This window comes from Mangrovivirga halotolerans (genome assembly GCF_026241165.1).
Taxonomy (GTDB): Bacteria; Bacteroidota; Bacteroidia; order Cytophagales; family Cyclobacteriaceae; genus Mangrovivirga; species Mangrovivirga halotolerans.
Genome location: NZ_JAPFQN010000011.1, coordinates 130,675 through 154,483 on the forward strand (window position 1 = coordinate 130,675; position 23,809 = coordinate 154,483).

Sequence of the window (23,809 nt, forward strand, 5' to 3'; positions counted from 1 at the left end):
TATCAAAAAACTAATGGTTACTGAAATCACAAAAGGCGTTAAGGTAACAGTTGAAACCGAATATCAACCGGAGTATTCTTCTCCCTCACAATACCATTATGTTTTTACCTACAGAATTACCATCGAGAATAACAGTCAATATACTGTAAAATTACTCAGAAGACACTGGTTTATCCATGATGCAGCTACAGTTGTGAGAGAAGTTGAAGGTGAAGGTGTCGTTGGTCAACAACCAATTATTGAACCAGGACAGCAGCACAAATACGTAAGTGGTTGCAACCTTAAATCTGGTCTGGGTAAAATGTACGGGACCTATTTAATGGAAAAAGTAGTTGATGGCAACGAATTTTTTGTTAACATCCCTGAGTTTTCAATGGTCGCACCATTCAGATTAAATTAATCAAAATTGTTCACCAGAATTAATAATGCATTATTGCATTGGCTGATATGCGTCAATGACCACAGTCTCCATTCACCATTTCTATTTAATACTTATAAGGACCTGATCCGGAAAAAGTATCAGGATCCAGAAAATATTAAAAATTATCTGTCCCAATTAAAATCTGATAATACAATAATTGAAATTGAAGATTATGGTGCAGGTAGCAGCAGATTGAAAAGCAACAAACGAAAAATAAAAAATATAGCGAAAACCAGTACTTCATCATTCCACATAAGAAAAATAATTTATAATTATATAATTCAATACAAACCTGAATGCGTACTGGAATTAGGCACAAATCTGGGAGTCACAACCTTATTAATGTCTGAGGGCTCTTCTCTTTATGGTGGTCAGATATATAGTTTCGAAGGAAGCGATTCACTATCAAAATTAGCGTTAAAAGCATTTAAAAATTTCGGTGCTGATAATATAAAAGTTATAAAAGGCAATCTAGATTCTACACTTCCCTCCTACTTAAAAGCATTTGATAAAAAAATAGACTTCGTCTATATGGATGCAAACCATACTTACGAAGCCACTATCAATTACCTGAATACCATTTATCCCTATTTAAATGAAAACTCAGCGGTCCTTATTGGTGACATTTATTGGTCAGAGGGCATGAAAAAAGCCTGGAAGGAGATCTGTTCCTCAGGAATGTTTAATACGAAATTAGACTTTTATCATTCCGGCTTACTAATGAAAGGTCCTGATATACCATTGGAGCATGAAATACTAATGAGCAGGCCTTTGTAAAATCATGAAAAATTCATTTCCCAACCTTGGCTTTATTGAATTATAACATGGTGTAGCAACCTTGACATCAAATTTCTCGCTAAATAATTTAATATATTCTTCCGAATCACCACCAAATGGTGGACCCTTTTCTGTAAGAGGAAAAGTAAACCAAACACCTGCCAGCTTTCCTCCCGGAACCAGCAGCTCGTACATTTTATCCCGATAGTCCTTTCTTTGATCAGGATCCAGTGCGCAAAAAAAAGTTTGCTCAAGAATTAAGTCATACTTGTCATTAAGATTGAAAAAATCATCATGGATAAGATGAGAATCCTTAAAATCCGGACATCTTTTTTTAATGTGTGCGAGAGGCTCACTGGCAATATCAACTACATGGACATTTTTAAATCCTGCTTCCTTTAAATAACATGCTTCATAACCATTACCAACACCAGGAATTAGGATTTTCTTGGACTTATCAAATATTTGATCAGCATATTCCGTGATTGGCGGCGATGGATATCCTATATCCCAACCTGTTAAGCCTTTTTTCCATCTCTCCTGCCAGTAAAATTCATTCATATTATTATTTTGCATGTTTAAGTTTTATTTTACCTTTATAGCGGCAAAAAAATACGAATTTCGATTTGTTTGCGTTGAACAACAAAATTAACTGAAAACAGTATATGAGCGAAGATAAGAAAACCCAGGGAACTCCGACACCTGGAAACAAACCTCCTAAGAAAGAAAGTGAAGGTACTAACAAAACGGTGATCACTGTTCTGATTGGTGTTCTATTTGCTATTAATTTGTTATTGGGATACTTATGGTGGCAAGACAACCAGGATTACCAAAAGCAAGAAAGTGCAATGCAATCAGAAATCTCAGCACAAGTTAAAAAGCTTGATGAATTGAGCGTGGAGCTGGAAGAAAAGATTGCTACAATAGAAAGACTTGGTGGTGATGTAGAAGAACTGAAAAAAGTTAAGGCGGAACTTGAAGCTGAAAAAGAAAAATTCAAATCTCAGGCTAACTGGGCGACAACTAATTTAAATCGTCTCAAAAACAAAGTTGAAGGTTACGAGGAGCTGTTAGTTCAAAAGGATGAAGAAATAGCAGACTTGAAAGCAATAAATGAAGCCTTGTATACCGAAAACACCGATTTAAAAACAGAGAAAGAAAATCTTAATGACAGTATTGGTGAATTATCTGAAGTAAGGGAACAACTACAGTCGAAAGTTGAAATGGCTTCAAGATTAAAAGCCGAAAATATTACGGTAGCTGCAGTAAACGACCGTGGTAAAGAAAGAGAAGGTGAATTCAGAAACAGACACATTGACCAGTTAAAAGTTTCTTTTAATCTGGCAAAAAATGATGTTGCTCCTATAGAAGGAAAAGATATCTTTATCCGAGTTATAGACAATAATGGCCAGGTAATTTTTGATGTAGCCAAAGGCTCTGGCACATTTATGTTGAATAACAAAGAGGAGTTTTATACCAGTAAAAAGAATATCCTCTTTGACAACACCAGACAACAATTAACTTTCCTATACGAAAAAGGCAGTGAGTATGAGGAAGGCGAATACGTGGTTGAGATCTGGGCTGAAGATTATATTATAGGAGAAGAGACATTTACTGTTAAGTAAGAAATAATAGCAAAGTAAAAAGGGGAGTTTGTGATCACAAACTCCCCTTTTTTTATCTTAATTCTTAATATTAATTATCGACAATGGTCATAACAGGCATATGATCCGAAATCTCGAAAAGATACGTCGGATAATTCTCATTTAATTTTAATGTTTGAGTATTCACCACATTATCAAATAATTCATTTGTGATCAATATATGATCAATATGACTTGGATATGAAGGGTAACTCCAATAAGTGCTTGACCCCTGCTCTATAGCCATATCAGCAAATTGATAATCCGGATCTTCAACAAAATTATCATAAGCACCATTTGAATCATTGATTTCCTCATTATAATCACCAATTACCAGAACATTATCATTAGGATATTCTGAATCCAGAAATGCTTTCAAACTAGCCGATGCCTGGGTTCTTCTAAAGCCACCGTCGGTACAGCATTTCATATGCAGATTGATAACTCTGGAGGTATTTCCATTAGTATGAGTCACTTCAATCATAATCGGTGGTCTTCCTGCAAAATAGCTCACATCAGCTGTAAGAATAGAACTAACACTTGAAACAGAAGAAAACGATTCTGTTCTCCATAAAAATGCAAGATTTAATCCTGCTGCATTTGAAACAACTTTTCCTTCCCAGCCAGTCAGTAAATTATCAAGACGTGTAAATTCACTAACATCAGATATTTCCTGAAAACCAATTAAATCAACATCAAGTGAATCAATGATTCTGGCTACCTGATCAACAACCTCAGGGTCATCGTCAAGAGGAAAAAATTCCAGGTTCCAGGTCATCACTTCTAAAGTGGTATCTGTTGCTAAAGTCGGTCCGTCAACCGGTAATTCTATCACCTCATCATCCTCTTCTGGGATAGGTTTTACTTTTTCGGATATTTCTTCTTTACAACCAAATGCAAGAAGTAATAAAAATAGAAAAGAAAACTTTTTGTAATTCAACTCCATATTTAACTATATCTTAAAAAATTAATTTATTGTATTCGACTTCAGTATAATATAGGTAGGTAAATGATCACTATAGCCGCCATCAAAACGATCTCCCACGAAAGATCTTAGAGGATACCCGGCATAATCACCATCCTGAACAAGCATTTTTTCCTGAACATACACCCTGAAAGAATTATCTATGTACTTCAATCCTTCAGCGTCATTCGTTTCTAATAAACCCTGGCTAATAATAATCTGATCAAAAAGGTTCCATGCACCTCTGTATTTTAATGTCCCATATCCTTTTTTATGGGTAGCATAAGAAGTATTAAATAATTCACCGTCATCTAATTTTTCCTCTTTGCCTTCAGCCAATAAATACTCAGTGATTGATTTATTATATGGATCGTCGTTAAAATCACCCATGATAATAATTTTTGCATCAGAATTTTCAGACTGCAATTCAGCAACTTTTGATCTTAATATCTTTGCAGCAAGAATTCTTTTCTCTTCTTTTCCTCCTCTTCTCGAAGGCCAGTGATTCACAAAAAAATGCAATGTATCGTTATTCATTAACCCTTTGACATACAAGATGTCCCTGGTTTTAAAATCAGAATTTTCCGGGTCAATTACCTCCAATTGTTCTGTATAAAACGGAGTGAATTTTCCTGGATTATACATCAATGCTACATCAATACCTCTTCCGTCAGGAGAATTAAAATGAACAACATTGTAATTCAACCCATATCTTCTTAATACAATAGCAAGATGCTCCACAACAGCCCTATTTTCAATCTCACAAACACCTAGCACATCTGGGCCTCCATTTACAGATGCTATTACACTAGCCATATTTCCAAGCTTTTTAAAATATCTGTCTCTGCCCCATTGTTTTTCTCCACCAGGTAAAAACTCTTCGTCTCGGATATTGGGATCATCGATTGTGTCAAACAAATTTTCCAGATTATAAAAAGCAATAGTTGACTGAAATGTGGTCTGGTCACCTGATTGCGCAACACAGAAATATCCAATAAATGCTAAGAAAAAAATATGTAATGATTTAGCCATATCTCAAAAATTATTCGATTTCCAAATGCAAGGATAATCATAATAGGAGAATATTATACTATCAAGGTATTAACAAATTATTAATATTGAATTCTTTTTTTTGACAAAAACATATTTAATTTTGCAGTCGAAAATGTAAGATCAGCCAATTGAAATATTTTTTTCAAACAGAGAACTAACTAACTGATTTATTTTTAAGCAGCCAACTAAGACAATTTTATTTTTAGACCAAACATCCATCAAAATGAGAAAAATGTTAAGGATCTTTATCCTTATCCTGGGAATGCTTGTAACTACACAGGTAAGTGCGCAAGAAAAAGCAACCGTAACAGGTAAGGTACTTGATGCTGACAATAAAGAACCTCTAATAGGAGTTTCTGTCATTGTCAAAAACTCAACAAAGGGAGTCATAACTGACTTAAACGGAGAATTTAAAATATCCGGACTTCCAACTTCAAAAACAGTATTTACATTAAGCTACATTGGATTTGAAACTAAAGAAGTAACTCTTAATTTAAAAGAGGGAAATAATTCATTGGGAACAATCGAATTAATTTCAGACGTTACTTCGTTAGATGAGGTTCAGGTTTTTGCTGATGTTGTTGTAGACAGAAAAACACCTGTTGCTGCTTCTACAATAAAAGCAATCACCATTGATGAACAGCTTGGTGCAATGGCGCTACCAGAGTTACTAAACTCAACACCTGGTGTTTACGCTACTAAAGGGAGCGGAGCATATGGTGATGCAAGAGTCAATATTCGAGGTTTCGAACAAACTGAAATATTGTTTATGATCAACGGTGTCCCTTTGAACGATATGGAGAACGGACGTCTATATTGGTCAAACTTTGCCGGTTTAAGTGAGATCACAAGTAACATGCAGGTTCAAAGAGGCCTTGGAGCATCAAAACTAGGTCTTAACTCAGTTGGAGGTACTATTAATATTGTTACAAAACCTTCTGAAGAAGAAGCCGGAGGACAATTTGATGTCAGATTGAATTCAGGAACGTGGGATAACAGATATAGCTTAACGCTTAATTCAGGTCAATTAGAAGGTGGATGGGCTTTTACCTTCCAGGGTGCCCGAACTACAGGTGATGGATATAAAAAAGGTGCATATACTGATGCCTGGTCATATTTTTTCAATGCACAGAAAACCATCAATAACAATCATACATTAATGTTTACAATCTTTGGTGCTCCAGCTGAGTACGGAAGAGCCTGGAACACGAATACTGCAGAGTATGAATTAAGAGATAATTACTGGTTCAATCCTGCCGTTGGATATTATAAGGGTGGATTATATAATAGTTCACAAGGATATTCTCATAAACCACAAGCTACATTAAACTGGTATTGGGATATCAATACAAAAATGTCCTTATCTACTTCAGCCTATGTTTCTATCGCAAGAGCATATGGTACAAGTATAGGAAGAGCTAGCAATGCTCCATCAGTACCTGAGGACAATGATGGTTATATCAATTTCGAATTGATTGATGAACTAAATACTGCTAATGAACAAACGGTAAACAACGTATACGGAACTAGCAATAGCATTTCAGGAGCATCATCATTATTCTACCTTCAAGGAAGGCACAACAATCATAACTGGATAGGAGCAATATCCAACTTAAATTGGGATGTATCTGATGCTGGAGACCTTGTTTTAGGTGTTGATGTAAGAACCTACAAGGCACTTCATTATGCTTCAGTCGAAGACCTTCTTGGTGGTGAATTCTTCCTGGATAGCAACAATGGTACAGATAATAATATCCTGAACCCTAATAATGCGGCTAGATTGGGTGATAAAGTATACTATAATTATGATGGCCATGTTAAGTGGGGTGCTTTATTCGGACAATATGAGCATGATTTCGGTAAATTAAATGCATTTGTCTCTGTAAACCTTAGCAGAAGCCAAATGTATCGATATGGAAATTTCTGGAATGGAAGTTCTTATAATATCAATAATAGTTTCGGAAAATCAGATGTAAGAGTATTTAATAATTACAATGCTAAAGCTGGTTTAAATTATAACATTGATGGTAAGCAAAATATCTTCGTTAATGGTGGCTATATCACAAGAGCTCCATTCCTAAGAAACTCTTTCATCGATGCCCGTTTTTCAAACGATTACCTGAAAGGATTAACTAATGAAAAGATTACAGCTGCAGAGCTGGGTTATTCATATCGTACTAGCCGTTTAAGTGCAAATATCAATGCTTACTGGATCAGATGGAATGACAAAGCATTCTCTTCATTTGTAACTGACCCGGAAACTTTTGATAGAACTTTCTTTGCCGTAACCGGTCAATCACAAGAACATAAAGGAATTGAAATGGATGCAAGATTTCAATTACTACCGGGACTAGAGGCAACAGGTATGGTCTCATTAGGAGATTTCACTTATTTAAATGATGTTAATACAGTTTTAACTGATGAAGAAGGTAATTCCGATGAAGTAAATATGCTAATTGGTGGCCTTCCGGTAGGTAACTCTGCTCAAACAACTGGTTTCATAGGTTTACACTACAAAGGAATAAAAGATTTTTATATAGGTACCAGAATCAATTATTTCGCAGATCTGTATGAGGAATATGATCCTACAGTTGCTATTGGCAATGAAAATGTAGAAGTGAGAAAACTCGATAATTATAAAATTGTTGATGTTTACGCAGGATATTATTTTGAAATTAATGGATTGAAAGCCCGAGTCAATGGAAATGTAAACAACCTGTTTGACGAGCTCTATATTCGTAGAAGTGATCAGAGATACAATGGTGAAGACTATGGTTTTGGAATCACGTATAATGCTGGTCTTAATATCTATTTCTAAAAAGATAAATCACGATGAAATACTTTAATAAATATAAAATATTCTTTCTCTCTTTGTTTGCGATATCTTTCGTCGCATGTGAAGATGAATCTTTGAAAGAACAAGTAACCACAACTTTTGGTCCGGAGTTTAATGCGACCATAGATGAGAGTGTTGGTAATAATTTAAACTCAAAAGAAGTTACCGTTAATTTCTCAAGAGTAATAGCAGGAGATGCTGCAATCAATATAGATATCTCCTCAGAATCAATCTACGGAGTCAATTATATTACTTATCCTCCGATGGTTGAAGATGGTAAACTTACTTTATTCGCTGAAAGAGGAGAAACTTCAGCATCGTTCACGGTTACTTCACTTCACGATGAAAAATACACAGGAGGTAACAATCTTAAATTTTCATTAGATCAATTTAATGGAGAATTAAAATCTCAGGCAGGTGGCTCATTCAATTTATATATTAACGATGCCGATGTACCTGAACTCCTGACAACATTTACTTTTAATGAGTACGGTAATTTTGAGACTCCTGATTTTCCATTTATGGTAAAAACTGTACCCGGGTTTAAAACCGATCGTGGGTGGCAAACCAGAGCATTTTTTGGTTTTGATGAAACCACCGGGCTTCAGGCAAGCGCTTATGGTGGCAATCCCGGAGCTGATAATTCCTGGTTGATTTTAAATTTGAATGATGTAGTCAAAGATTCAAATTCAGAAAACATTAATACATCTTCTCTTGAAGCATTAGTACTATCCATGATGATTGAAAGTTACTACGATGGATCTGGAGAATTGGAATTGAAATATTCTACTGATTTCGATTCAGAAGCAGAGAATCCTGAGGATTTCACCTGGACTACTGTTGAAAGCTTTTCACAAAACTTACCTGAAAAAGGATCTGGGTCAGCTAATGCTCCTGATGGGTATTGGAAAAAAGTTACAGCAGATCTTTCTGAGGCAGCAGGAAGTGAAACTCTTTACATTGCATTCCATTTTTATAATGCGTCAAGTGCAAATTCAGTTTCTTATACTATTGATAATCTAGAAATAAGAGGAGAATAAAATGAAAACTATAAATAATATTTTTAAAATCACTTTAGGCTTATTTCTGATTATAGGAATAACCTCATGTGAAGATGAAGCTGTGAATTTTGACCTGAACGAAAAGGTTGGTTTCACGGGTAAATCATATGCAATTGAAGAAGGACAATCTCAATCAATTGAGGTATATGTCAATTCTCAATCAGAAGCAAATGGAAATGTATCGGTTGAAATCATTCCTTTACAGGATGATTTGGAATATGGAGTTGACTACATTACCATTCCTGCAGCTGTAAATAATGTTGTTTCATTTAATTATAATTCAGATAACAATTCTTTTGAATTTGTTAGTCTTGATAATGATTATGTTCAACCTGCAAGTAGCATTCTTTTTAAACTGATTTCTGAAAATAATGATTTTTCAATCGGTCAGGCTGGAGTTCAATCAACTCAAATATTCATATCAGATAATGATATACCAGTACTTAACAGGTTTTATGATTTCAATGATCAAACCAACAAGTATGGCATACCTGCAGAATTCACAGAGGAAATAATTGATGGATTCAAAACCGATCGTGGCTGGGGATTACGTGAATATGGAGTTGATGGATCATGGGCTGTAAATGCTTCTGGTTACGGTGGTGATGCCGGAACAGAAAATGCATGGTTAATTAATGACGCCATGACTTTATCAGGACAAACCACTGCGACTATTTCATTTGATATTTTCAGTAACTATTCAGGTCCTGGTAGAATAAAAGTGCTTTACAGTACTGATTACACCTCAGGAAGCCCTCTTGATGCCAACTGGACAGAACTTACTGATTACGACACTCAGGCTCCGGCAGCAGGATCCAGAACCTGGACTACAATAAACCTTGATGTACAGGAACTAAACGCTGACAAATTTGTCATTGCGTTCCAGTTTATCGAAGCAACAAGTAGTTCTTCTTCTTCCTGGGTTATTGATAACCTGTCAATCAATATTGAATAACTATTTAAAATAAATAGAAATGAAAAATTTTAAATTATTATATATATCGGTCTTAAGTTTAGTAGTCTTCCTTAATTCATGTAAGGAAGATGAGACGCCTTCAGATCCGGTAATTAACTTCGATTCTGATTCAGCTTACTTAATGGAGAATGAATCAGATGGAGAAGTTGTGACCATAGAATTCACCAGCCCTGCTACTCAGGATGGAATAATAATGGTTGATCTAAATTCAATGGAGAATGTTACTGAAGAAAACTTCAGGACAATTCCTTCAACTGAAAATGGCATCATTTATTTGCCTTTTTTAGCAGATTCTAAAAAGGTGAGTTTCTTTTTATACTATGTTGATAATAATGATGACGATAATGTTCTGGAACAGCCTCGTAATATATCATTTACAATCTCTTCTTCATCTGAAAATGTTGAATTAGGAAATATCACAGAAAAGACTTTCACTATAGGTGATGATGAAGCTCCTGCAATTTACTCAATTGCTGAAATCAGAGACATGTATGCTAATGAAGGAGGTAAAGTATTCTCTGAAAAAGCATTTGTTGGTGGAGTTGTTACATCATTAAATGATAATTTGAATTCAAGAAATGTCTTTATTCAAGATTATTCAGGTGGGATAGTATTAAGATTTAAAGACGACAATCAGCTTGTATTAGGTGATACAGTAACTGTAAATATAAATGGTGTTGAATTAACTGATTTCAGAAACCTGGTTCAATTATCTAATATCCACAATGACAGTGCAGTATCAAGAGGTGAAGGCACTATGCCAGAACCTGCTTCTATTTCAATTGAAGAATTAAATTCAGGCAACTATCAGGCAATGCTAGTGACATTAAATGATGTTTATTTCCCGGCCGCTAATGGTCAGGAAACTGTATCTGGCAACACTACTTTCACTGATGGTGTATCTTATGGTGATATGCGTGTGGAAAGTGGTGCTTCTTTCAGTAATAAATTAATTCCTTATGGCATTGGTACTTTAACCGGTATTGCTGGAACTTACTATAATAACCCTCAACTTTTACCACAGAAAGCTGAAGATATATTCGAGAATAATATCACTTCAACAATTATTGTATCTGGAATAACAGATAACACTGTTGAAAGCTTCGGTGTAATTCTTACAGGTAATATATCAGACGCAAAAACATTTGCTATTTCAGGAACGGATCTTAATAGTGAGGTGATCGTTTCGGCATCTGAATACTTTGAAGTTTCAACTGACAACAATTCATTTTCAAATGAAATTTCAATCGCTGCAGCAGATGCTAACAGCGGTGAGCAAACTATATATGTTAGATTCACTCCGAATTCAGGACAATCTGGAGAATTAACAGGCACTATCACGTTATCTAGTATTGGTGCAGAAAACACTACAATTTATGTTAGTGGAACTGAAGAAAACCCGGTTACAATACTTGCTTACAATTCATTTGAAGAAGGAACTACTGGTTGGAAATACTTTGATACGGGTGATAGTTCATTAGATCATGACCTGGTAAACAATGACGGGGAGCCTAGCATCGAAATGGAGGGCACTGGAAATGAAATGGCTTTTGATGCTTATTACTACAATACACTTAATCTAACTGGCTTAACTGAGGGTGAATATTCAGGGGTAACAAGCTATACAGGAACTGTTGGGTCATACGTAGACGGGTCAAAAGGTTATCAACTAAGTAGTGTTAAAGGTCTGGTAACATTAACCTTTGCAGAAGTTGCTTTAACCGGACACACAAATTATGCAGTTAGCCTATCATATTTTATTGATAATTCATTAGTAACAAATGAGTATCTTAAAATAAGCGTTATAACTAATGATGGAACAATTGTATTATTTGATTCAACAACAGACGCTTACGACCTAGACACCTGGACGGAAGCTTCGGCATCTTTAGATGGAAAAACATCTGCTCAACTGGTTATAGAATTCCAGGAAGCCAGCGATTCAAAAACTGTTTATTTCGACGATATAAAAATCACAGGTTCAAACTAATCCTTTGAATCAGGAAATATAAAAACAAAAGCAGCCGTAAATGGCTGCTTTTTTTATACATGAGTCTTTTTTATTTGAGTTCAATAGACTAATTTTGCAGTTCGTTTAACAAAACCATTAAATTTTATACAAATGGCATTAAAAAGTTTTGAGACAGTATTCATCTTGAATCCCGTTTTATCTGAATCTCAGATGAAGGATGCTGTCGCTAAATTCAAGAAAGTGATCACTGACGGTGGCGCTGAGATCGTAAATGATGAAGATTGGGGACTAAGAAAACTTGCTTACCCTATTCAGCACAAGTCAACCGGATTTTATCACCTGTTTGAATTTAAAGCGGAGCCTTCTCTGATAGACACTTTAGAAACCGAGTATAGACGTGATGAAGCAGTAATGCGCTTCTTAACAGTTAGCCTGGACAAACACGCTATCGAATTCAACGAAAGAAGAAGAAAAGGAGAATTTAACAAGAAAAAAGAGGAGGCAGCAAAATGACACTACAGAACGAACCTATCAACAGAGGAGAAAACAGAAAGAAATATTGCCGTTTCAAAAAGCACGGCATCAAATATGTTGATTACAAAGACTCTAACTTCCTTTTGAAGTTTGTGAACGATCAGGGTAAAATTTTACCTCGTCGTATCACTGGTACTAGTGCCAAATATCAGAAAAAGGTATCACAAGCTGTTAAGCGTGCTCGTCACCTGGCCTTATTACCTTATGTAACTGACTCATTAAAATAATCCAAAGTAATCAAGACAATGGAAATTATATTAAAGAAAGACATAAAAGGATTAGGGTATAAACACGATCTAGTAGACGTTAAGCCAGGATATGGACGTAACTACCTTATTCCTCAAGGATATGCTGTTATCGCAACAGAATCTAATAAAAAAATGATGGGCGAAAACGCTCGTCAGGCAGAGCATAAACAAGAGAAAATCAAACAGGATGCTGAAGCAATTGCTTCTAAATTAGAAGGTGTTTCACTTGAGCTTGGAGCTAAAGCTGGTGAATCAGGAAAAATCTTCGGTACTGTTACTACTCTTCAAATTGCTGATGCATTAAGAGAAAAAGGATTTGACATTGACAGAAAGCAGATTTCTATTCCATCTGAGGTTAAAAACATCGGTGAATACGAAGCAGAAATCGATCTTCACAGAGATGTTAAGCAAACTATCAAATTCACGGTAGTAGCTGAATAATCTTTTCTAAAGAATATTTTAAAAGCACTTCTCTTTAAGGGAAGTGCTTTTTTTATTTTCATCTGATGCGGAGAGAGTTTATATTTTGTAAATTCCCCAAATGAAGTTCAGAACAGAAATAAAAGCTAAAAAAGCTGATTTTGAATTACTGCCCGGAGAAAATATCCTTTTGGCAGGATCGTGTTTTGCAGAGAACATCGGAAAGAAACTTGGGGACTACGGTTTCCAAACTTCTATTAATCCAATGGGTATAATTTTTAACCCTGTATCTCTTGCTAAAATCATCAATAATTCTTTATCAGAAGCCTTTCAAATAAATAATGACCATATTATAGAAAGAGAATCACTTTATTTCAGTCTTGATTTTCATTCTAAGCTATACGCCAACGATCCTCAAAAATTGTTATTTGAGATCACCAACAGACTTTCTAATCTCAGGGAAGCAGTAACAGAAGCCAAAACCATATTTATAACTTTTGGAACAGCTTACATTTACCGATATCAACCAACTAATAATATTGTTGCTAATTGCCAGAAGATACCTCAGACTTATTTCACTAAATCCCTGCTTGAGGTTGATGAAATTACTGAATCCTGGAATTACACGGTAAAATCAATTAAAGCGGTCAACCCTAATTGTAAAATTGTGTTTACTGTCAGCCCTGTGAGGCACATAAAAGATGGTTTTCATGAAAATCAGCTTAGTAAATCCACCCTTTTACTGGCTATTAATAAATTAGTGGAAGAAAATGATTTTTGCTCCTACTATCCTGCTTATGAATTGTTACTCGATGATCTGAGAGATTACCGGTTTTATTCTGAAGATCTGATTCATCCTAATGATCAAGCTGTCGAATATGTCAGAGAACACTTTTGGGAAACATATCTTTCAGAAAAAACTATTCAATTAGTAGGTAAATATGAGAAAATAAAAAGAAGGCTTGAACACAGGCCACTTCAAAGAGGTAACCAGCATTTGACTTTTCTTAAGGAAACAAAAAAAATGCTACTTGTCTTAAATGAACAATTTCCTGTAGAAAACCTTATTGAAGAAGTAGACTATAAACTCAAGAAATATGAGCAACGAGCACACTAACAGCCTTATACATGAATCAAGCCCATACCTCCTGCAACATGCTCACAACCCGGTAAATTGGGTTCCGTGGAGTGAAATTGCGTTTGAAGAAGCTCAAAAGCAAAATAAGCCTTTGCTTATAAGCATTGGTTATAGCTCATGTCACTGGTGTCATGTGATGGAAAGGGAATCGTTTGAAGATAAAGATATTGCTGATATGATGAACGAATGGTTCATCTGTGTTAAAGTAGACAGAGAAGAACGTCCGGATGTCGATCAACTATATATGGAAGCTGTCCAGGCTATGGGAATAAATGGAGGGTGGCCTTTGAATGTATTTGTGCTACCGGATGGCAGTCCCTTTTATGGGGGCACTTATTTCAGGCCAGATCAATGGGCTAAAGTACTCAAAGGCCTCCATGATGGTTTCAATCAACAATATGATGAAATCAGAAAATCTGCTGACAGCCTGAAAAATGCACTGTCGGTTTCATTACCTGAAAAGCTTAACCTTGCACCACTCGAAGAAAAGATCCCCCCGTTAAGTAGTTTTGATGAAGGACTTAATAAATTATCAGACCTGTTTGACAAGGACAATGGAGGGATAAAAGGCGCTCCTAAATTTCCGATGCCAGTTATTTGGAGATCAATTATTTCCAGAAACCTCGTTAAAGAGAACTCGAAACAATCTGAAAGTACTTTAATCACTCTCGAAAGCATGTTTGCCGGTGGTATTTATGATCATATCGGGGGAGGTTTTTCAAGATATAGTGTGGATGGTGAATGGTTTGCCCCCCATTTCGAAAAAATGGCCTATGACAATGGGCAACTACTTTCTTTGTATAGCGAAGGACAGCAACTTTTTCCTGATAAGGATTTTAAACCTGTAATCGATGAAACTGTTCAATGGATCACCGAAGTAATGTTAAGCGAAGAAGGTGGCTTCTATACTGCTACTGATGCTGATTCTGAAGGTGTGGAAGGAAAGTTTTTCACCTGGGAATACGAAGAATTAAAATCTGTTTTAGATGAGGAAGAATTAGAGTTTGCAAAAGAAAAACTCGGTGTTACTGAAAACGGTAATTGGGAAGACGGAAGGAATATTCTTTACACGAATAAAGAAGATGTTCTTGATATTCACTCATCAAATGAAACTTTTAAGAACATCAGGACAAAGCTTTATGCTGCACGGGAACAACGGATTTCTCCCGGCCTGGATAATAAGATCTTACTTAACCAAAATTGTCTCATAAATTCTGGTTTGGTTAAAGCTTACCTTGTTTACAAAGATGATAAGTATTATAAACTGGCTTTAAAAAACCTTCATTTCATCAGGGAAAATCTTGCATGGAGTGATAAGCTGATTCATAGCGTAGGCAAAGACACTGAAGCTTTTGCGGATAGTTATGCTTTGTTTATTTTATTATTGTTAGATCATTACAACATTACCCAGGAAGAACATTATCTTAAAGAAGCAGCTCAATACATGAGACTTGCCTTTAAAAAATTCTACGACACCAGCGAGACCTTTTTCAGTTTTTCTGCTGATGATCATAACTCCCCGGTGGCTAAACAATATGAGATTTTTGACCAGGTAATACCTTCAAGTAACTCAATGTTTGCTGAATGTCTTTATAAGCTAGGCCGTTACTTTGACCAGGAAGACTGGCTTGAAACAGCTTATACAATGGTTGGCAAGGTAGAGAAAATGATCAAAAGTGATTTCAGATATATGAGTAACTGGGCTAAAGTATTACTATATATGAATCTTCCTCAGGTTGATGTAGTGGTTACCGGAGAGGAAGCTCATGATGTGATAGAAAAATTACAAACACCGTTTAATCCGTTTGTGAATTATATGGCATCTGATAAAAATGAATCTTCAATACCTCATTTTGAAGGCAGATTGTCTGATTCAGCAACAAAAATATATATTTGTAGTGATCGCGTCTGTAAAGCTCCAACAAGCAACACGGAAGAAGCGATAGTTCAGTTGTCAACACTTTTTAATAATTAGATTGAGCTTAGATCAAAATAGTCATTCGAAATCTTTTGCGGATATAATCTTACCGGTACCTATAGGGAAATACTTTACCTATAGAGTGCCTTTGAGCCTTGAAAACGATATCCAGCCTGGATGCCGTGTGCTTGTGCCCTTCGGAAAAAGAAGAGTAATTACCGGGCTTGTAGTACACTTGCACGGGAACCCGCCGAAAAAATACGAAGCTAAATCTATCATTGATCTTTTAGATGAATTACCAATCGCTGAACCGATCCAATTTCGTTTTTTTGAATGGATGGCTGATTACTACCTCTGTTCTATTGGCGAGGTAATGCAGGCAGCAATTCCTTCAGGGCTAAAACTTAGTAGCGAATCTCAAATCCAGCTTCATCCTGAATTTAAAATCGAAGATCATGAGAAGCCAATTTCAGAGAATGAACAAATAATACTGGAAAATTTATCGGCAGACAAAACCCTGACCTATACAGAGGTAAGTGAATTACTTGGTAAAAAATCGATCCATTCTGTCATAAAATCACTGATACAACGGGAAGCGATAATAATTTTTGAACAGGTAAAAGAAAAATATAAGCCAAAAAAAGAAAAAAGAATCCGATTAAAACCACCCTTTGACTCAGACACTGATGAACTTGAAGATCTGGTAAATTCTCTTAACAATAAAGATAAACAGCAAGCTGTAATACTTAGATATCTGCAAAAAGTACCGGTTCTACACGACAACACTTCTAATGAATCGGGTATTTTGAAATCTGATATTACAAAAGACGAAGACCTGAGCAATTCTTCTTTACAAACTTTGATCAAAAATAATGTCTTTGAAGAATTTGAAGTGATCATCTCCAGATTTGATCTTTCCGATAAAGAGGTAGTTGATGAGCAAAAGTTAAGTAACGAACAGCAAGTAGCTTTTGATCAGATCCTTAAGGAGTTCGAAGACAAGCAAACAGTATTACTACACGGAGTGACCGGAAGCGGAAAGACAGCTATATACTCTGAATTAATGAAACTTGCTCTTTCATCTGACAGGCAGGTTCTTTTTATGGTTCCTGAGATAGCATTAACAACCCAGATCGTACAGCGATTGAAGAAGATATTCGGTAACAAACTGGGTGTATACCACTCAAGATTTTCAGACAATGAAAGAGTTGAAGTTTGGCAGGGGGTAAAAAACAAGGCTTATGACATTATTGTTGGTGTTCGGTCTTCTATCTTTTTACCTTTTGATAATTTGGGATTGATCATTGTTGATGAAGAACACGATTCCTCATATAAGCAGCATGACCCTGCCCCCCGGTATCAAGGAAGGGATATGGCGCATATCCTTGGTCGGTTCCACAATGCAAAAGTTCTTTTAGGATCTGCTACACCTTCTACAGAGAGCTACCATCATGCTAAATTGGGTAAATACGGATTGGTATCCTTAATGAATCGCTTTGGGGAAAGTCAGATGCCGGATATTGAACTGGTGGATTTGCGCGATGCTAAGAAGAAGAAAAAAATGAAGGGCGACTTCAGCCTTAAGCTACTAGAAAAGATCGAGGAAGTACTTGCTGCAGGTGACCAGGTAATAATTTTTCAGAACAGGCGTGGATATGCTCCCTACCTTCAATGTGAAACTTGCGGGCATATTCCTAAATGTGAACACTGTGACATCAGCCTGACCTACCATCAGTACAAAAAAGAAATGAGATGCCACTATTGTGGATATAATGAGCCATTACCTCTGGTATGTGATGCTTGTGGTTCAAGAAAGCTAAAAACTGTAAGCTATGGAACTGAAAAACTGGAAGAAGACCTTCAGTTATTTCTACCTGAGGCCAGGGTTGGTAGAATGGATCTTGAAACCACCCGGAGAAAAAACAGTTATGAAACCATAATAAATGATTTTGACAGCGGACAAATTAATATCCTTGTAGGAACCCAAATGGTTACAAAGGGACTTGATTTTGATAAAGTTGGATTGGTAGGAGTTCTCGACGCAGACAGAATGATGTATTTTCCAGATCTGCGCTCTTATGAAAGAACCTTTCAACTGTTATTACAAGTCAGCGGGCGTACCGGGCGGAGAGAAAAAATCGGAAAGGTAATGATCCAAACCAGTATCCCTGAGCATCAGATACTACACTGGGTACAAAGTCATGACTATGAAAAGTTTTATTTTAGTGAGATAAAAGAAAGACATTCATTCTTATACCCCCCTTTTTCCAGGTTAATTAATATAACTATCAAAAACCCGGACAAGCTTAACGCGATTCAAACAGCCGAAGCAATAGCCTTTGCTCTAAAGAAAAAATACGGCAGAAAGGGAATATTGGGCCCGCAGGAGCCTGTTGTAGGCAAAATCAGAAATCAATATCTTATGCAGTTAATCGTGAAAATAGATAGAAAAACGACCAATCTGGGTAAGATAAAACACGATCTCGATCAAACAATCGCGGCTACACTTCAAGATAAAACCTTCAAACGTAGCCGCGTAGTTATAGACGTTGATCCTTATTAAAACTTTTTAATATCAACAACCCGGGTATCTGACCACTTATCGTGCCATCCAACAGAACCAAAAAACGAAAATGCTTCAAAAGGCACTATACGGCATATTGAACGAACAAAATAATCATTTATTTCAGGCTGTTCTCCATTGACTTTAACAACTTTTGTTCCCAATATATATTTCCCTAGAGAACGACCATTGGTTATCGTTTCGATTAATATATAATAAGAAAGAAAGACTCCGATAGAAAGTATATTCAATACAAAATCATCAATCTCTTCAAAGCCCCATGAATAAAGTGCAGAAACAACTCCCAACAAAAACATCATCACATAAAAAATAGCGTAATCAATCAGAAAGCCAAGAAATCTTCTTCCCTTGGAAGTTTCAGCTTTAACCACATCTTCTTTCGTTTTAAAAGCCGAATCAGGGGCATCCAGAATGTTTTCTTTAAAATCCATAGTTAAAAAAAGTAATTAGTAAATAGTCAAAAAATATCCATAAAGGTATAGAATTATACCTTTAGAAAAAGATAAAAATATATAAAAAAATTACTTAATCAACGAAATGATTTAATTGATCGTGATAAGTCTTGATCAATACTTTAGTGGCTCTCCAGTGTGCAGCTCTTAATCGAAAGTTAACCGCACTTTGAGAGATATCCAGGATCTTGGCGATTTGAGACTGTGTAAGTCCTTTTAATGAAAACCAGACAGCTTCAGCACCTTCATAAGACCACCCATCGGTAATCGTATCAACCATAAGAGAAAGTGCTTTCCAGCTTATGTTCATCTCCTTAAAAGAAGATCTGAGTGTGAATTGCTGAAATTTACTTAGTTTATCAAGTTCAGTACCTGCAAACCTGAAAGCCTGCCCATCAGAATGGCTAACATTCTCGCCTAATTGCTCTATAAGGCCAACACCAATGGATACTCTTATATCCAAACCAGGTATAGAGTAATACTTTCTAAGCATTTTTATCCTGGCCTTAAGGTACAGGGCTACCTCGAGTGCATACTCGGGGTTAATCATAACTTTAACAAATGTGTTAGATCGTTGAACCAGAAAATCCAGATCTTTTTCGTAATCACCGTTAACTTCATCAAATATTTCCTTTAGTGATGAGTCAAAATCTGAACGGTTACTGGAATCTACTCCTGGTGGATTTACCAGATCTCCGATAATAACTGCATGAATTTTACTTATATCTGTCACTATTCCCTCCTATTCCTTGATTACTCTATTAAGTTAACCAAAAATAGAGATATAAGTTTATTGACTGCTAATTAATTTTAATAAAAGCTGTTGGAGCTATGGCATCAACCCATAAAGAATACATTTTCGCTGACGGATGGAGTTTATCAGAAGCTATAAGATCCTGATCAAATTTTGCTAATCTGCTAATGGCAGTAATATCAACATAGGAAACACCTTTTTCCAAAGCCTGAGACTTAGCATAAGCATTATACTGATCTAATTCTCTTGCAATTTTTTCAGTATCACTGGAAGAGGCAAAAGGAGTAACTCCGTAATCAGGTATACTTACAACAATAACTTTTGAAGGATCCCCTGAAGCAAATTCTACAGCCATATTAAGCAATTGAGTAAACTCTTCTTCATACTGGCTAAATGGGTAACCACGGTATTGATTATTTACACCGATCAAAAGAGTGACAAATCCATAGTCTGAAGTGGGGTTTTCCTCCTCAATGGCTTTTTTAAGTTCATCAGTAGTCCACCCTGTTACGGCAATGATCTTAGGATCGGATATTTCGCCGCCTCTTGATCGTAATTCATCAACCAATTGATTAGGGAAATTTAATGATGGTTCAACAGCTTCTCCAATTGTATAGCTATCTCCAAGTGCGAGGTATTTTGTTGTCATTGATTTTGAATTATCAGTTTTAGTAGTCGCTTGTGTTTGCGCATCACTTTCACATGACAAAAAAGAGGCAATAAGAATAAATAAGAAAATCAAACGCATATTTTATTTCAATTTTTTGGGCAAGGTTTTATGAACACAATCATAGGAATGTTTAACAAGATCCTTTAAAAAGGAATCAGAGCAGCCCGGTGAAAGCTCCACTGTATTCCAGTGTTTTTTATTCATGTGATAGCCCGGTTTGACAAAATCAAACCTTTCCCTCAACTCCAAAGCTCGCTCAGGATCACATTTGAGATTTATTGATTTGAACTCAGTAATACCGGTTAAAGCGAAGATTTTTCCGTGAACCCTGAAAGTCAAAACATCCTCCCCGAAAGGCATATCTTCAGAAGTGTAAGGAAGGCTTAAACAATAGGCCCGGAAATCTTCTATATTCATAACACGTATCTGACAAATAAAATAACCATGCAAACCAGAAACATCAATATTGAAATTTTATTAATGGTATGCATCGCCTTTAAATTAAAATTAGAAGGTCTGCTCGGATCTTTCTTTCTGAAAAAATATCCGGCAACCTCTCCCATCTTAAAAAACTCTTTCAAACTATTTCTCTTATTATCTTCTGCCATAGTTCTTAATTATCTAATGACTGCCCGGGTTCTGTCCACTGACCGTCTTCTTTAATTATATTTATCAATTCATCAAGGGCATGTTCAGAAGGAATATTTCTTTTCATTACCTCTTGACCCTTATAAAGAGTTATCTTACCCTTTCCAGAACCAACATACCCATAGTCTGCATCTGCCATTTCTCCTGGGCCATTTACTATGCAACCCATGATACCTATTTTCACCCCTTTCAAATGATCAGTTCTTTTTCTGATCATCGCAGTTGTTTCCTGTAAATCAAAGAGTGTTCTTCCACAGCTTGGGCATGAAATATATTCTGTTTTTGTCATTCTGGTTCTTGCGGCCTGCAGGATTCCAAAAGTAGTCTCATTGTGAAACTTAACAGAATTCAATAATGTGTCTTTCTCAGTATGCTTTACCTGATCACGGTTACTGATCATTGCTCCGTCGCCAAACCCATCGATCAGCAAGCCGCCAATATCAGTAGCTGAATATAACAAAAGTTTATCTTCGTTAAGATCCCCATAAGTTCTGTGCAAAATTACCGGAGTATCTATATTATTTTCTATTAACAGATAAATGAATCTTCTTTGCTCTGCAAGACCGTGTTTGTTTGACGTACTTAATAAGACTACTAGAGTTTCATCGTGTCTCAAAAGATCCAGTACTGTGTCGTCAGTATCCGATAATGTTAGCTTTAAAAAGTTAAGCTTCGGATGTTTTACATTTGCCTGATGATAATCCTGAATTTCAAAAACAGGAAATTTATTATTCTTATCCTCTAGTGTTGACCACCGCACAAAATCAACAATTTCCTTTAGCCCGTTAGGTAACATGAATCGGACGGGATTATCGCCTGTATAGATAAAATCAGCACCCAGGTCATTCATTGTCCATTTATCTGGTTCCGGCAAATAAAAATGCCCGATTGATTTAAGATCTGGAATTTCAATTTCTTTCTTGGCTAAGAACTCAAGGTCTGCTATTACCCGGGGCACGTTTTCCCCTCCAATATTTAATACTTCCCTGGTTTCCCTTCTGCTGTATCCGAATGGATCCTGAAGCGGGTATTCTAAAGGTAATATTTCATTATGGCCTTGCCTGTCTTCATATCTTTCAATTAAAGCAGCAGCTACAGGTGCTTCTTCTTCGGGTTCCTCTGTAAGAGAAACGCGAACAGTATCACCCAAACCATCCTCGAGCAAGGTTCCAATCCCTACTGCAGATTTGATCCTTCCATCTTCTGCTTCACCCGCTTCTGTTACCCCCAGATGTAGAGGATAAGGTTTTAATCCTTCTTCATCCAGTTTTTGAACCAACAGGCGGTAGGCCTGAACCATCACCTGAGTATTACTGGCTTTCATACTCAATACAATATTGTAATACTCCATTTCCTCGCAAATACGAAGAAACTCAAGTGCTGACTCTACCATTCCAAGTGGCGTATCACCGTATCGGCTAAGGATCCTGTCTGATAAAGAACCATGGTTTGTACCTATTCTCATAGCAGTACCATGTTCTTTACAGATCTCTACCAAAGGAACAAATCGTTCCTTGATTCTGTCAAGCTCCGCCTGGTAGGTGTCATCAGTATATTCTATAGTTTCAAATTTTTTCTTATCAGCATAGTTTCCTGGGTTGACACGAACCTTTTCAACTATTTTAGCGGCTAATTCAGCAGCATTTGGAGTAAAATGAATATCAGCGATCAGCGGAACATTGTAACCGCGCTTTCTCAATTCATTTTTAATGTTCTCCAGATTTTTAGCTTCTTTGATACTTGGAGCAGTAATCCTGACATATTCGCAGCCAGCTTCTACCATGCGTATTGTCTGTTCAACACTACCCTCTGTATCCATAGTATCAACAGTGGTCATTGACTGAACCCTGATCGGATTATCACCCCCCATTTTCACACCGCCAATATTGACTTCGATAGTCTTTCTCCTCTTATAACTTACTAAGGAGTCGCAGTATTTCTTAAATCTTTCTATTTCAGATGTTACTTGCATAATTCTAATTCCTACCTGATTAACGGATAATCGAGCCTAGTGTTTATTAAATCTTTGTTATTAAAGATCCCCAAGTTGTGGTCTTAAAACAATATCTTCTACAACAGTGCCTTTTGACATTTTATATGCTGATAAGACAGAATTTGCCACATCTTCAGGCTTCATCAGTCTGTTAGGATCAATATCGAAACCTTCCCAGCTGGCAGTGTAGGTAGCACCAGGCATCACAGCTGTCACCCTGATACCAAATTCCTTGAGTTCTTCCCGAAGGTTTTTGCTCATTCCCAACATTGCAAATTTACTAATACTGTATGATCCGCCATTTTCATAGGCTTTGATACTGGCGATCGAACACATATTAAATATATGACCGTTTTTTTGTCTTTTCATTACCGGAACAAGAGACCTTGATAAATGGTAAGCACTGTATAAATTAGTTTCAACCATTTTTTCAAGCATTCCATCTTCCTCCTCATGCACACTACCAGGAATAAAAACTCCTGCATTATTAACTAAAACAGCAATCGACTGATTAAGAGATTTAACAAACTCACCAAAGTTTATTACTTCTTTTTTAATCGAAACATCTACAGGTTTGACATGAACATTAACATCATAAGATGATTCTACATCCTTCTTAAGACCTTCAAGATCGTCAATACTTCGGCTACATGCTACGATATCAAGTCCCTCAGAGGCAAAATTTTCAACACATGCTCTTCCTATACCTTTTGTTGCTCCTGTAACTATTGCTAATTGGTTCATAAA

The 23,809-nt window shown here is 36.3% G+C and carries 23 protein-coding genes; 13 read left to right on the forward strand and 10 right to left on the reverse strand.

Annotated elements, in window-relative coordinates:
• Positions 1-13: 13 nt before the first annotated feature.
• The gene (apaG, locus tag OO013_RS17875) at positions 14-400 is read left to right on the forward strand and encodes a Co2+/Mg2+ efflux facilitator ApaG/CorD (protein WP_137091638.1); all 387 of its coding nucleotides are present in this window, start codon (positions 14-16) and stop codon (positions 398-400) included.
• Between the two features lie 6 nt (positions 401-406).
• Positions 407-1,198, forward strand: coding sequence for a class I SAM-dependent methyltransferase (locus tag OO013_RS17880; protein WP_266058355.1), 792 nt, complete (start codon positions 407-409; stop codon positions 1,196-1,198).
• Here the strand turns inward: OO013_RS17880 and OO013_RS17885 are convergent.
• Entirely contained in the window at positions 1,178-1,774 is a 597-nt protein-coding gene (locus tag OO013_RS17885; RefSeq protein WP_266058356.1) for a methyltransferase domain-containing protein, read from the reverse strand. The genes OO013_RS17880 and OO013_RS17885 overlap by 21 nt on opposite strands.
• Positions 1,775-1,863: 89 nt before the next feature.
• Between OO013_RS17885 and OO013_RS17890 the strand changes: the two genes are divergently transcribed.
• Entirely contained in the window at positions 1,864-2,823 is a 960-nt protein-coding gene (locus OO013_RS17890; protein ID WP_266058357.1) for a DUF8428 domain-containing protein, read from the forward strand.
• A gap of 70 nt (positions 2,824-2,893) precedes the next feature.
• Here the strand turns inward: OO013_RS17890 and OO013_RS17895 are convergent, their stop codons facing one another.
• Positions 2,894-3,787: an endonuclease/exonuclease/phosphatase family protein gene (locus OO013_RS17895; RefSeq protein ID WP_266058358.1), complete on the reverse strand. Its 894-nt coding sequence runs from the start codon at positions 3,785-3,787 to the stop codon at positions 2,894-2,896.
• A 21-nt stretch (positions 3,788-3,808) separates the two neighbouring features.
• Complete coding sequence (locus OO013_RS17900; protein ID WP_266058359.1) at positions 3,809-4,837, reverse strand: endonuclease/exonuclease/phosphatase family protein; 1,029 nt, start codon at positions 4,835-4,837, stop codon at positions 3,809-3,811.
• 253 nt (positions 4,838-5,090) lie between these two features.
• Between OO013_RS17900 and OO013_RS17905 the strand changes: the two genes are divergently transcribed.
• The 10 genes from OO013_RS17905 to priA all read left to right on the forward strand — a co-directional run bounded on the left by OO013_RS17905 (position 5,091) and on the right by priA (position 18,524).
• A complete protein-coding gene (locus tag OO013_RS17905) occupies positions 5,091-7,676 on the forward strand; it encodes a TonB-dependent receptor (RefSeq protein ID WP_266058360.1) in 2,586 nt (861 codons plus the stop codon).
• 14 nt (positions 7,677-7,690) lie between these two features.
• Entirely contained in the window at positions 7,691-8,734 is a 1,044-nt protein-coding gene (locus tag OO013_RS17910; protein WP_266058361.1) for a hypothetical protein, read from the forward strand.
• A 1-nt stretch (position 8,735) separates the two neighbouring features.
• Positions 8,736-9,710, forward strand: a complete 975-nt coding sequence (locus OO013_RS17915; RefSeq protein ID WP_266058362.1) for a choice-of-anchor J domain-containing protein — start codon at positions 8,736-8,738, stop codon at positions 9,708-9,710.
• Between the two features lie 19 nt (positions 9,711-9,729).
• Positions 9,730-11,721 (forward strand): DUF5689 domain-containing protein, encoded by a 1,992-nt coding sequence (locus tag OO013_RS17920; protein ID WP_266058363.1) that lies wholly within the window; start codon positions 9,730-9,732, stop codon positions 11,719-11,721.
• A 132-nt stretch (positions 11,722-11,853) separates the two neighbouring features.
• Positions 11,854-12,216 (forward strand): 30S ribosomal protein S6, encoded by a 363-nt coding sequence (gene rpsF, locus OO013_RS17925; RefSeq protein ID WP_137091647.1) that lies wholly within the window; start codon positions 11,854-11,856, stop codon positions 12,214-12,216.
• On the forward strand, positions 12,213-12,464 hold the full coding sequence (gene rpsR / locus OO013_RS17930; protein WP_137091648.1) for a 30S ribosomal protein S18: 252 nt from the start codon (positions 12,213-12,215) through the stop codon (positions 12,462-12,464). Before rpsF ends, rpsR begins: the two co-directional genes overlap by 4 nt.
• Positions 12,465-12,482: 18 nt before the next feature.
• Entirely contained in the window at positions 12,483-12,926 is a 444-nt protein-coding gene (gene rplI, locus OO013_RS17935) for a 50S ribosomal protein L9 (protein ID WP_266058364.1), read from the forward strand.
• Between the two features lie 100 nt (positions 12,927-13,026).
• Complete coding sequence (locus OO013_RS17940; protein WP_266058365.1) at positions 13,027-14,022, forward strand: GSCFA domain-containing protein; 996 nt, start codon at positions 13,027-13,029, stop codon at positions 14,020-14,022.
• Entirely contained in the window at positions 14,003-16,018 is a 2,016-nt protein-coding gene (locus tag OO013_RS17945; protein WP_266058366.1) for a thioredoxin domain-containing protein, read from the forward strand. The genes OO013_RS17940 and OO013_RS17945 overlap by 20 nt, the downstream gene beginning before the upstream one ends.
• Position 16,019: 1 nt before the next feature.
• Positions 16,020-18,524 (forward strand): replication restart helicase PriA, encoded by a 2,505-nt coding sequence (gene priA, locus OO013_RS17950; protein ID WP_266058367.1) that lies wholly within the window; start codon positions 16,020-16,022, stop codon positions 18,522-18,524.
• Here the strand turns inward: priA and OO013_RS17955 are convergent.
• The 7 genes from OO013_RS17955 to OO013_RS17985 form a co-directional block, all read right to left on the reverse strand.
• Positions 18,521-18,976: an RDD family protein gene (locus tag OO013_RS17955; protein ID WP_266058368.1), complete on the reverse strand. Its 456-nt coding sequence runs from the start codon at positions 18,974-18,976 to the stop codon at positions 18,521-18,523. The genes priA and OO013_RS17955 overlap by 4 nt on opposite strands.
• A 94-nt stretch (positions 18,977-19,070) precedes the next feature.
• Positions 19,071-19,730: a hypothetical protein gene (locus OO013_RS17960; protein ID WP_266058369.1), complete on the reverse strand. Its 660-nt coding sequence runs from the start codon at positions 19,728-19,730 to the stop codon at positions 19,071-19,073.
• 67 nt (positions 19,731-19,797) lie between these two features.
• Positions 19,798-20,499 (reverse strand): SGNH/GDSL hydrolase family protein, encoded by a 702-nt coding sequence (locus tag OO013_RS17965; protein ID WP_266058370.1) that lies wholly within the window; start codon positions 20,497-20,499, stop codon positions 19,798-19,800.
• 3 nt (positions 20,500-20,502) lie between these two features.
• Positions 20,503-20,838 (reverse strand): MmcQ/YjbR family DNA-binding protein, encoded by a 336-nt coding sequence (locus tag OO013_RS17970; RefSeq protein ID WP_266058372.1) that lies wholly within the window; start codon positions 20,836-20,838, stop codon positions 20,503-20,505.
• Positions 20,835-21,029, reverse strand: coding sequence for a DUF6728 family protein (locus OO013_RS17975; RefSeq protein WP_266058374.1), 195 nt, complete (start codon positions 21,027-21,029; stop codon positions 20,835-20,837). Before OO013_RS17975 ends, OO013_RS17970 begins: the two co-directional genes overlap by 4 nt.
• 5 nt (positions 21,030-21,034) lie before the next feature.
• Complete coding sequence (ispG, locus tag OO013_RS17980; RefSeq protein ID WP_266058375.1) at positions 21,035-23,041, reverse strand: (E)-4-hydroxy-3-methylbut-2-enyl-diphosphate synthase; 2,007 nt, start codon at positions 23,039-23,041, stop codon at positions 21,035-21,037.
• A gap of 60 nt (positions 23,042-23,101) precedes the next feature.
• Positions 23,102-23,806 (reverse strand): SDR family oxidoreductase, encoded by a 705-nt coding sequence (locus tag OO013_RS17985; RefSeq protein WP_266058376.1) that lies wholly within the window; start codon positions 23,804-23,806, stop codon positions 23,102-23,104.
• Positions 23,807-23,809: the final 3 nt, after the last annotated feature.

Coding starts and splice junctions, on each gene's coding strand:
- apaG (WP_137091638.1), top strand. CDS start 14: ATGGTTACTGAAATCACAAAAGGCGTTAAGGTAACAGTTGAAACCGAA.
- OO013_RS17885 (WP_266058356.1), bottom strand. CDS start 1,774: ATGCAAAATAATAATATGAATGAATTTTACTGGCAGGAGAGATGGAAA.
- OO013_RS17890 (WP_266058357.1), top strand. CDS start 1,864: ATGAGCGAAGATAAGAAAACCCAGGGAACTCCGACACCTGGAAACAAA.
- OO013_RS17895 (WP_266058358.1), bottom strand. CDS start 3,787: ATGGAGTTGAATTACAAAAAGTTTTCTTTTCTATTTTTATTACTTCTT.
- OO013_RS17900 (WP_266058359.1), bottom strand. CDS start 4,837: ATGGCTAAATCATTACATATTTTTTTCTTAGCATTTATTGGATATTTC.
- OO013_RS17905 (WP_266058360.1), top strand. CDS start 5,091: ATGTTAAGGATCTTTATCCTTATCCTGGGAATGCTTGTAACTACACAG.
- OO013_RS17910 (WP_266058361.1), top strand. CDS start 7,691: ATGAAATACTTTAATAAATATAAAATATTCTTTCTCTCTTTGTTTGCG.
- OO013_RS17915 (WP_266058362.1), top strand. CDS start 8,736: ATGAAAACTATAAATAATATTTTTAAAATCACTTTAGGCTTATTTCTG.
- OO013_RS17920 (WP_266058363.1), top strand. CDS start 9,730: ATGAAAAATTTTAAATTATTATATATATCGGTCTTAAGTTTAGTAGTC.
- rpsF (WP_137091647.1), top strand. CDS start 11,854: ATGGCATTAAAAAGTTTTGAGACAGTATTCATCTTGAATCCCGTTTTA.
- rpsR (WP_137091648.1), top strand. CDS start 12,213: ATGACACTACAGAACGAACCTATCAACAGAGGAGAAAACAGAAAGAAA.
- rplI (WP_266058364.1), top strand. CDS start 12,483: ATGGAAATTATATTAAAGAAAGACATAAAAGGATTAGGGTATAAACAC.
- OO013_RS17940 (WP_266058365.1), top strand. CDS start 13,027: ATGAAGTTCAGAACAGAAATAAAAGCTAAAAAAGCTGATTTTGAATTA.
- OO013_RS17945 (WP_266058366.1), top strand. CDS start 14,003: ATGAGCAACGAGCACACTAACAGCCTTATACATGAATCAAGCCCATAC.
- OO013_RS17955 (WP_266058368.1), bottom strand. CDS start 18,976: ATGGATTTTAAAGAAAACATTCTGGATGCCCCTGATTCGGCTTTTAAA.
- OO013_RS17965 (WP_266058370.1), bottom strand. CDS start 20,499: ATGCGTTTGATTTTCTTATTTATTCTTATTGCCTCTTTTTTGTCATGT.
- OO013_RS17970 (WP_266058372.1), bottom strand. CDS start 20,838: ATGAATATAGAAGATTTCCGGGCCTATTGTTTAAGCCTTCCTTACACT.
- OO013_RS17975 (WP_266058374.1), bottom strand. CDS start 21,029: ATGGCAGAAGATAATAAGAGAAATAGTTTGAAAGAGTTTTTTAAGATG.
- ispG (WP_266058375.1), bottom strand. CDS start 23,041: ATGCAAGTAACATCTGAAATAGAAAGATTTAAGAAATACTGCGACTCC.
- OO013_RS17985 (WP_266058376.1), bottom strand. CDS start 23,806: ATGAACCAATTAGCAATAGTTACAGGAGCAACAAAAGGTATAGGAAGA.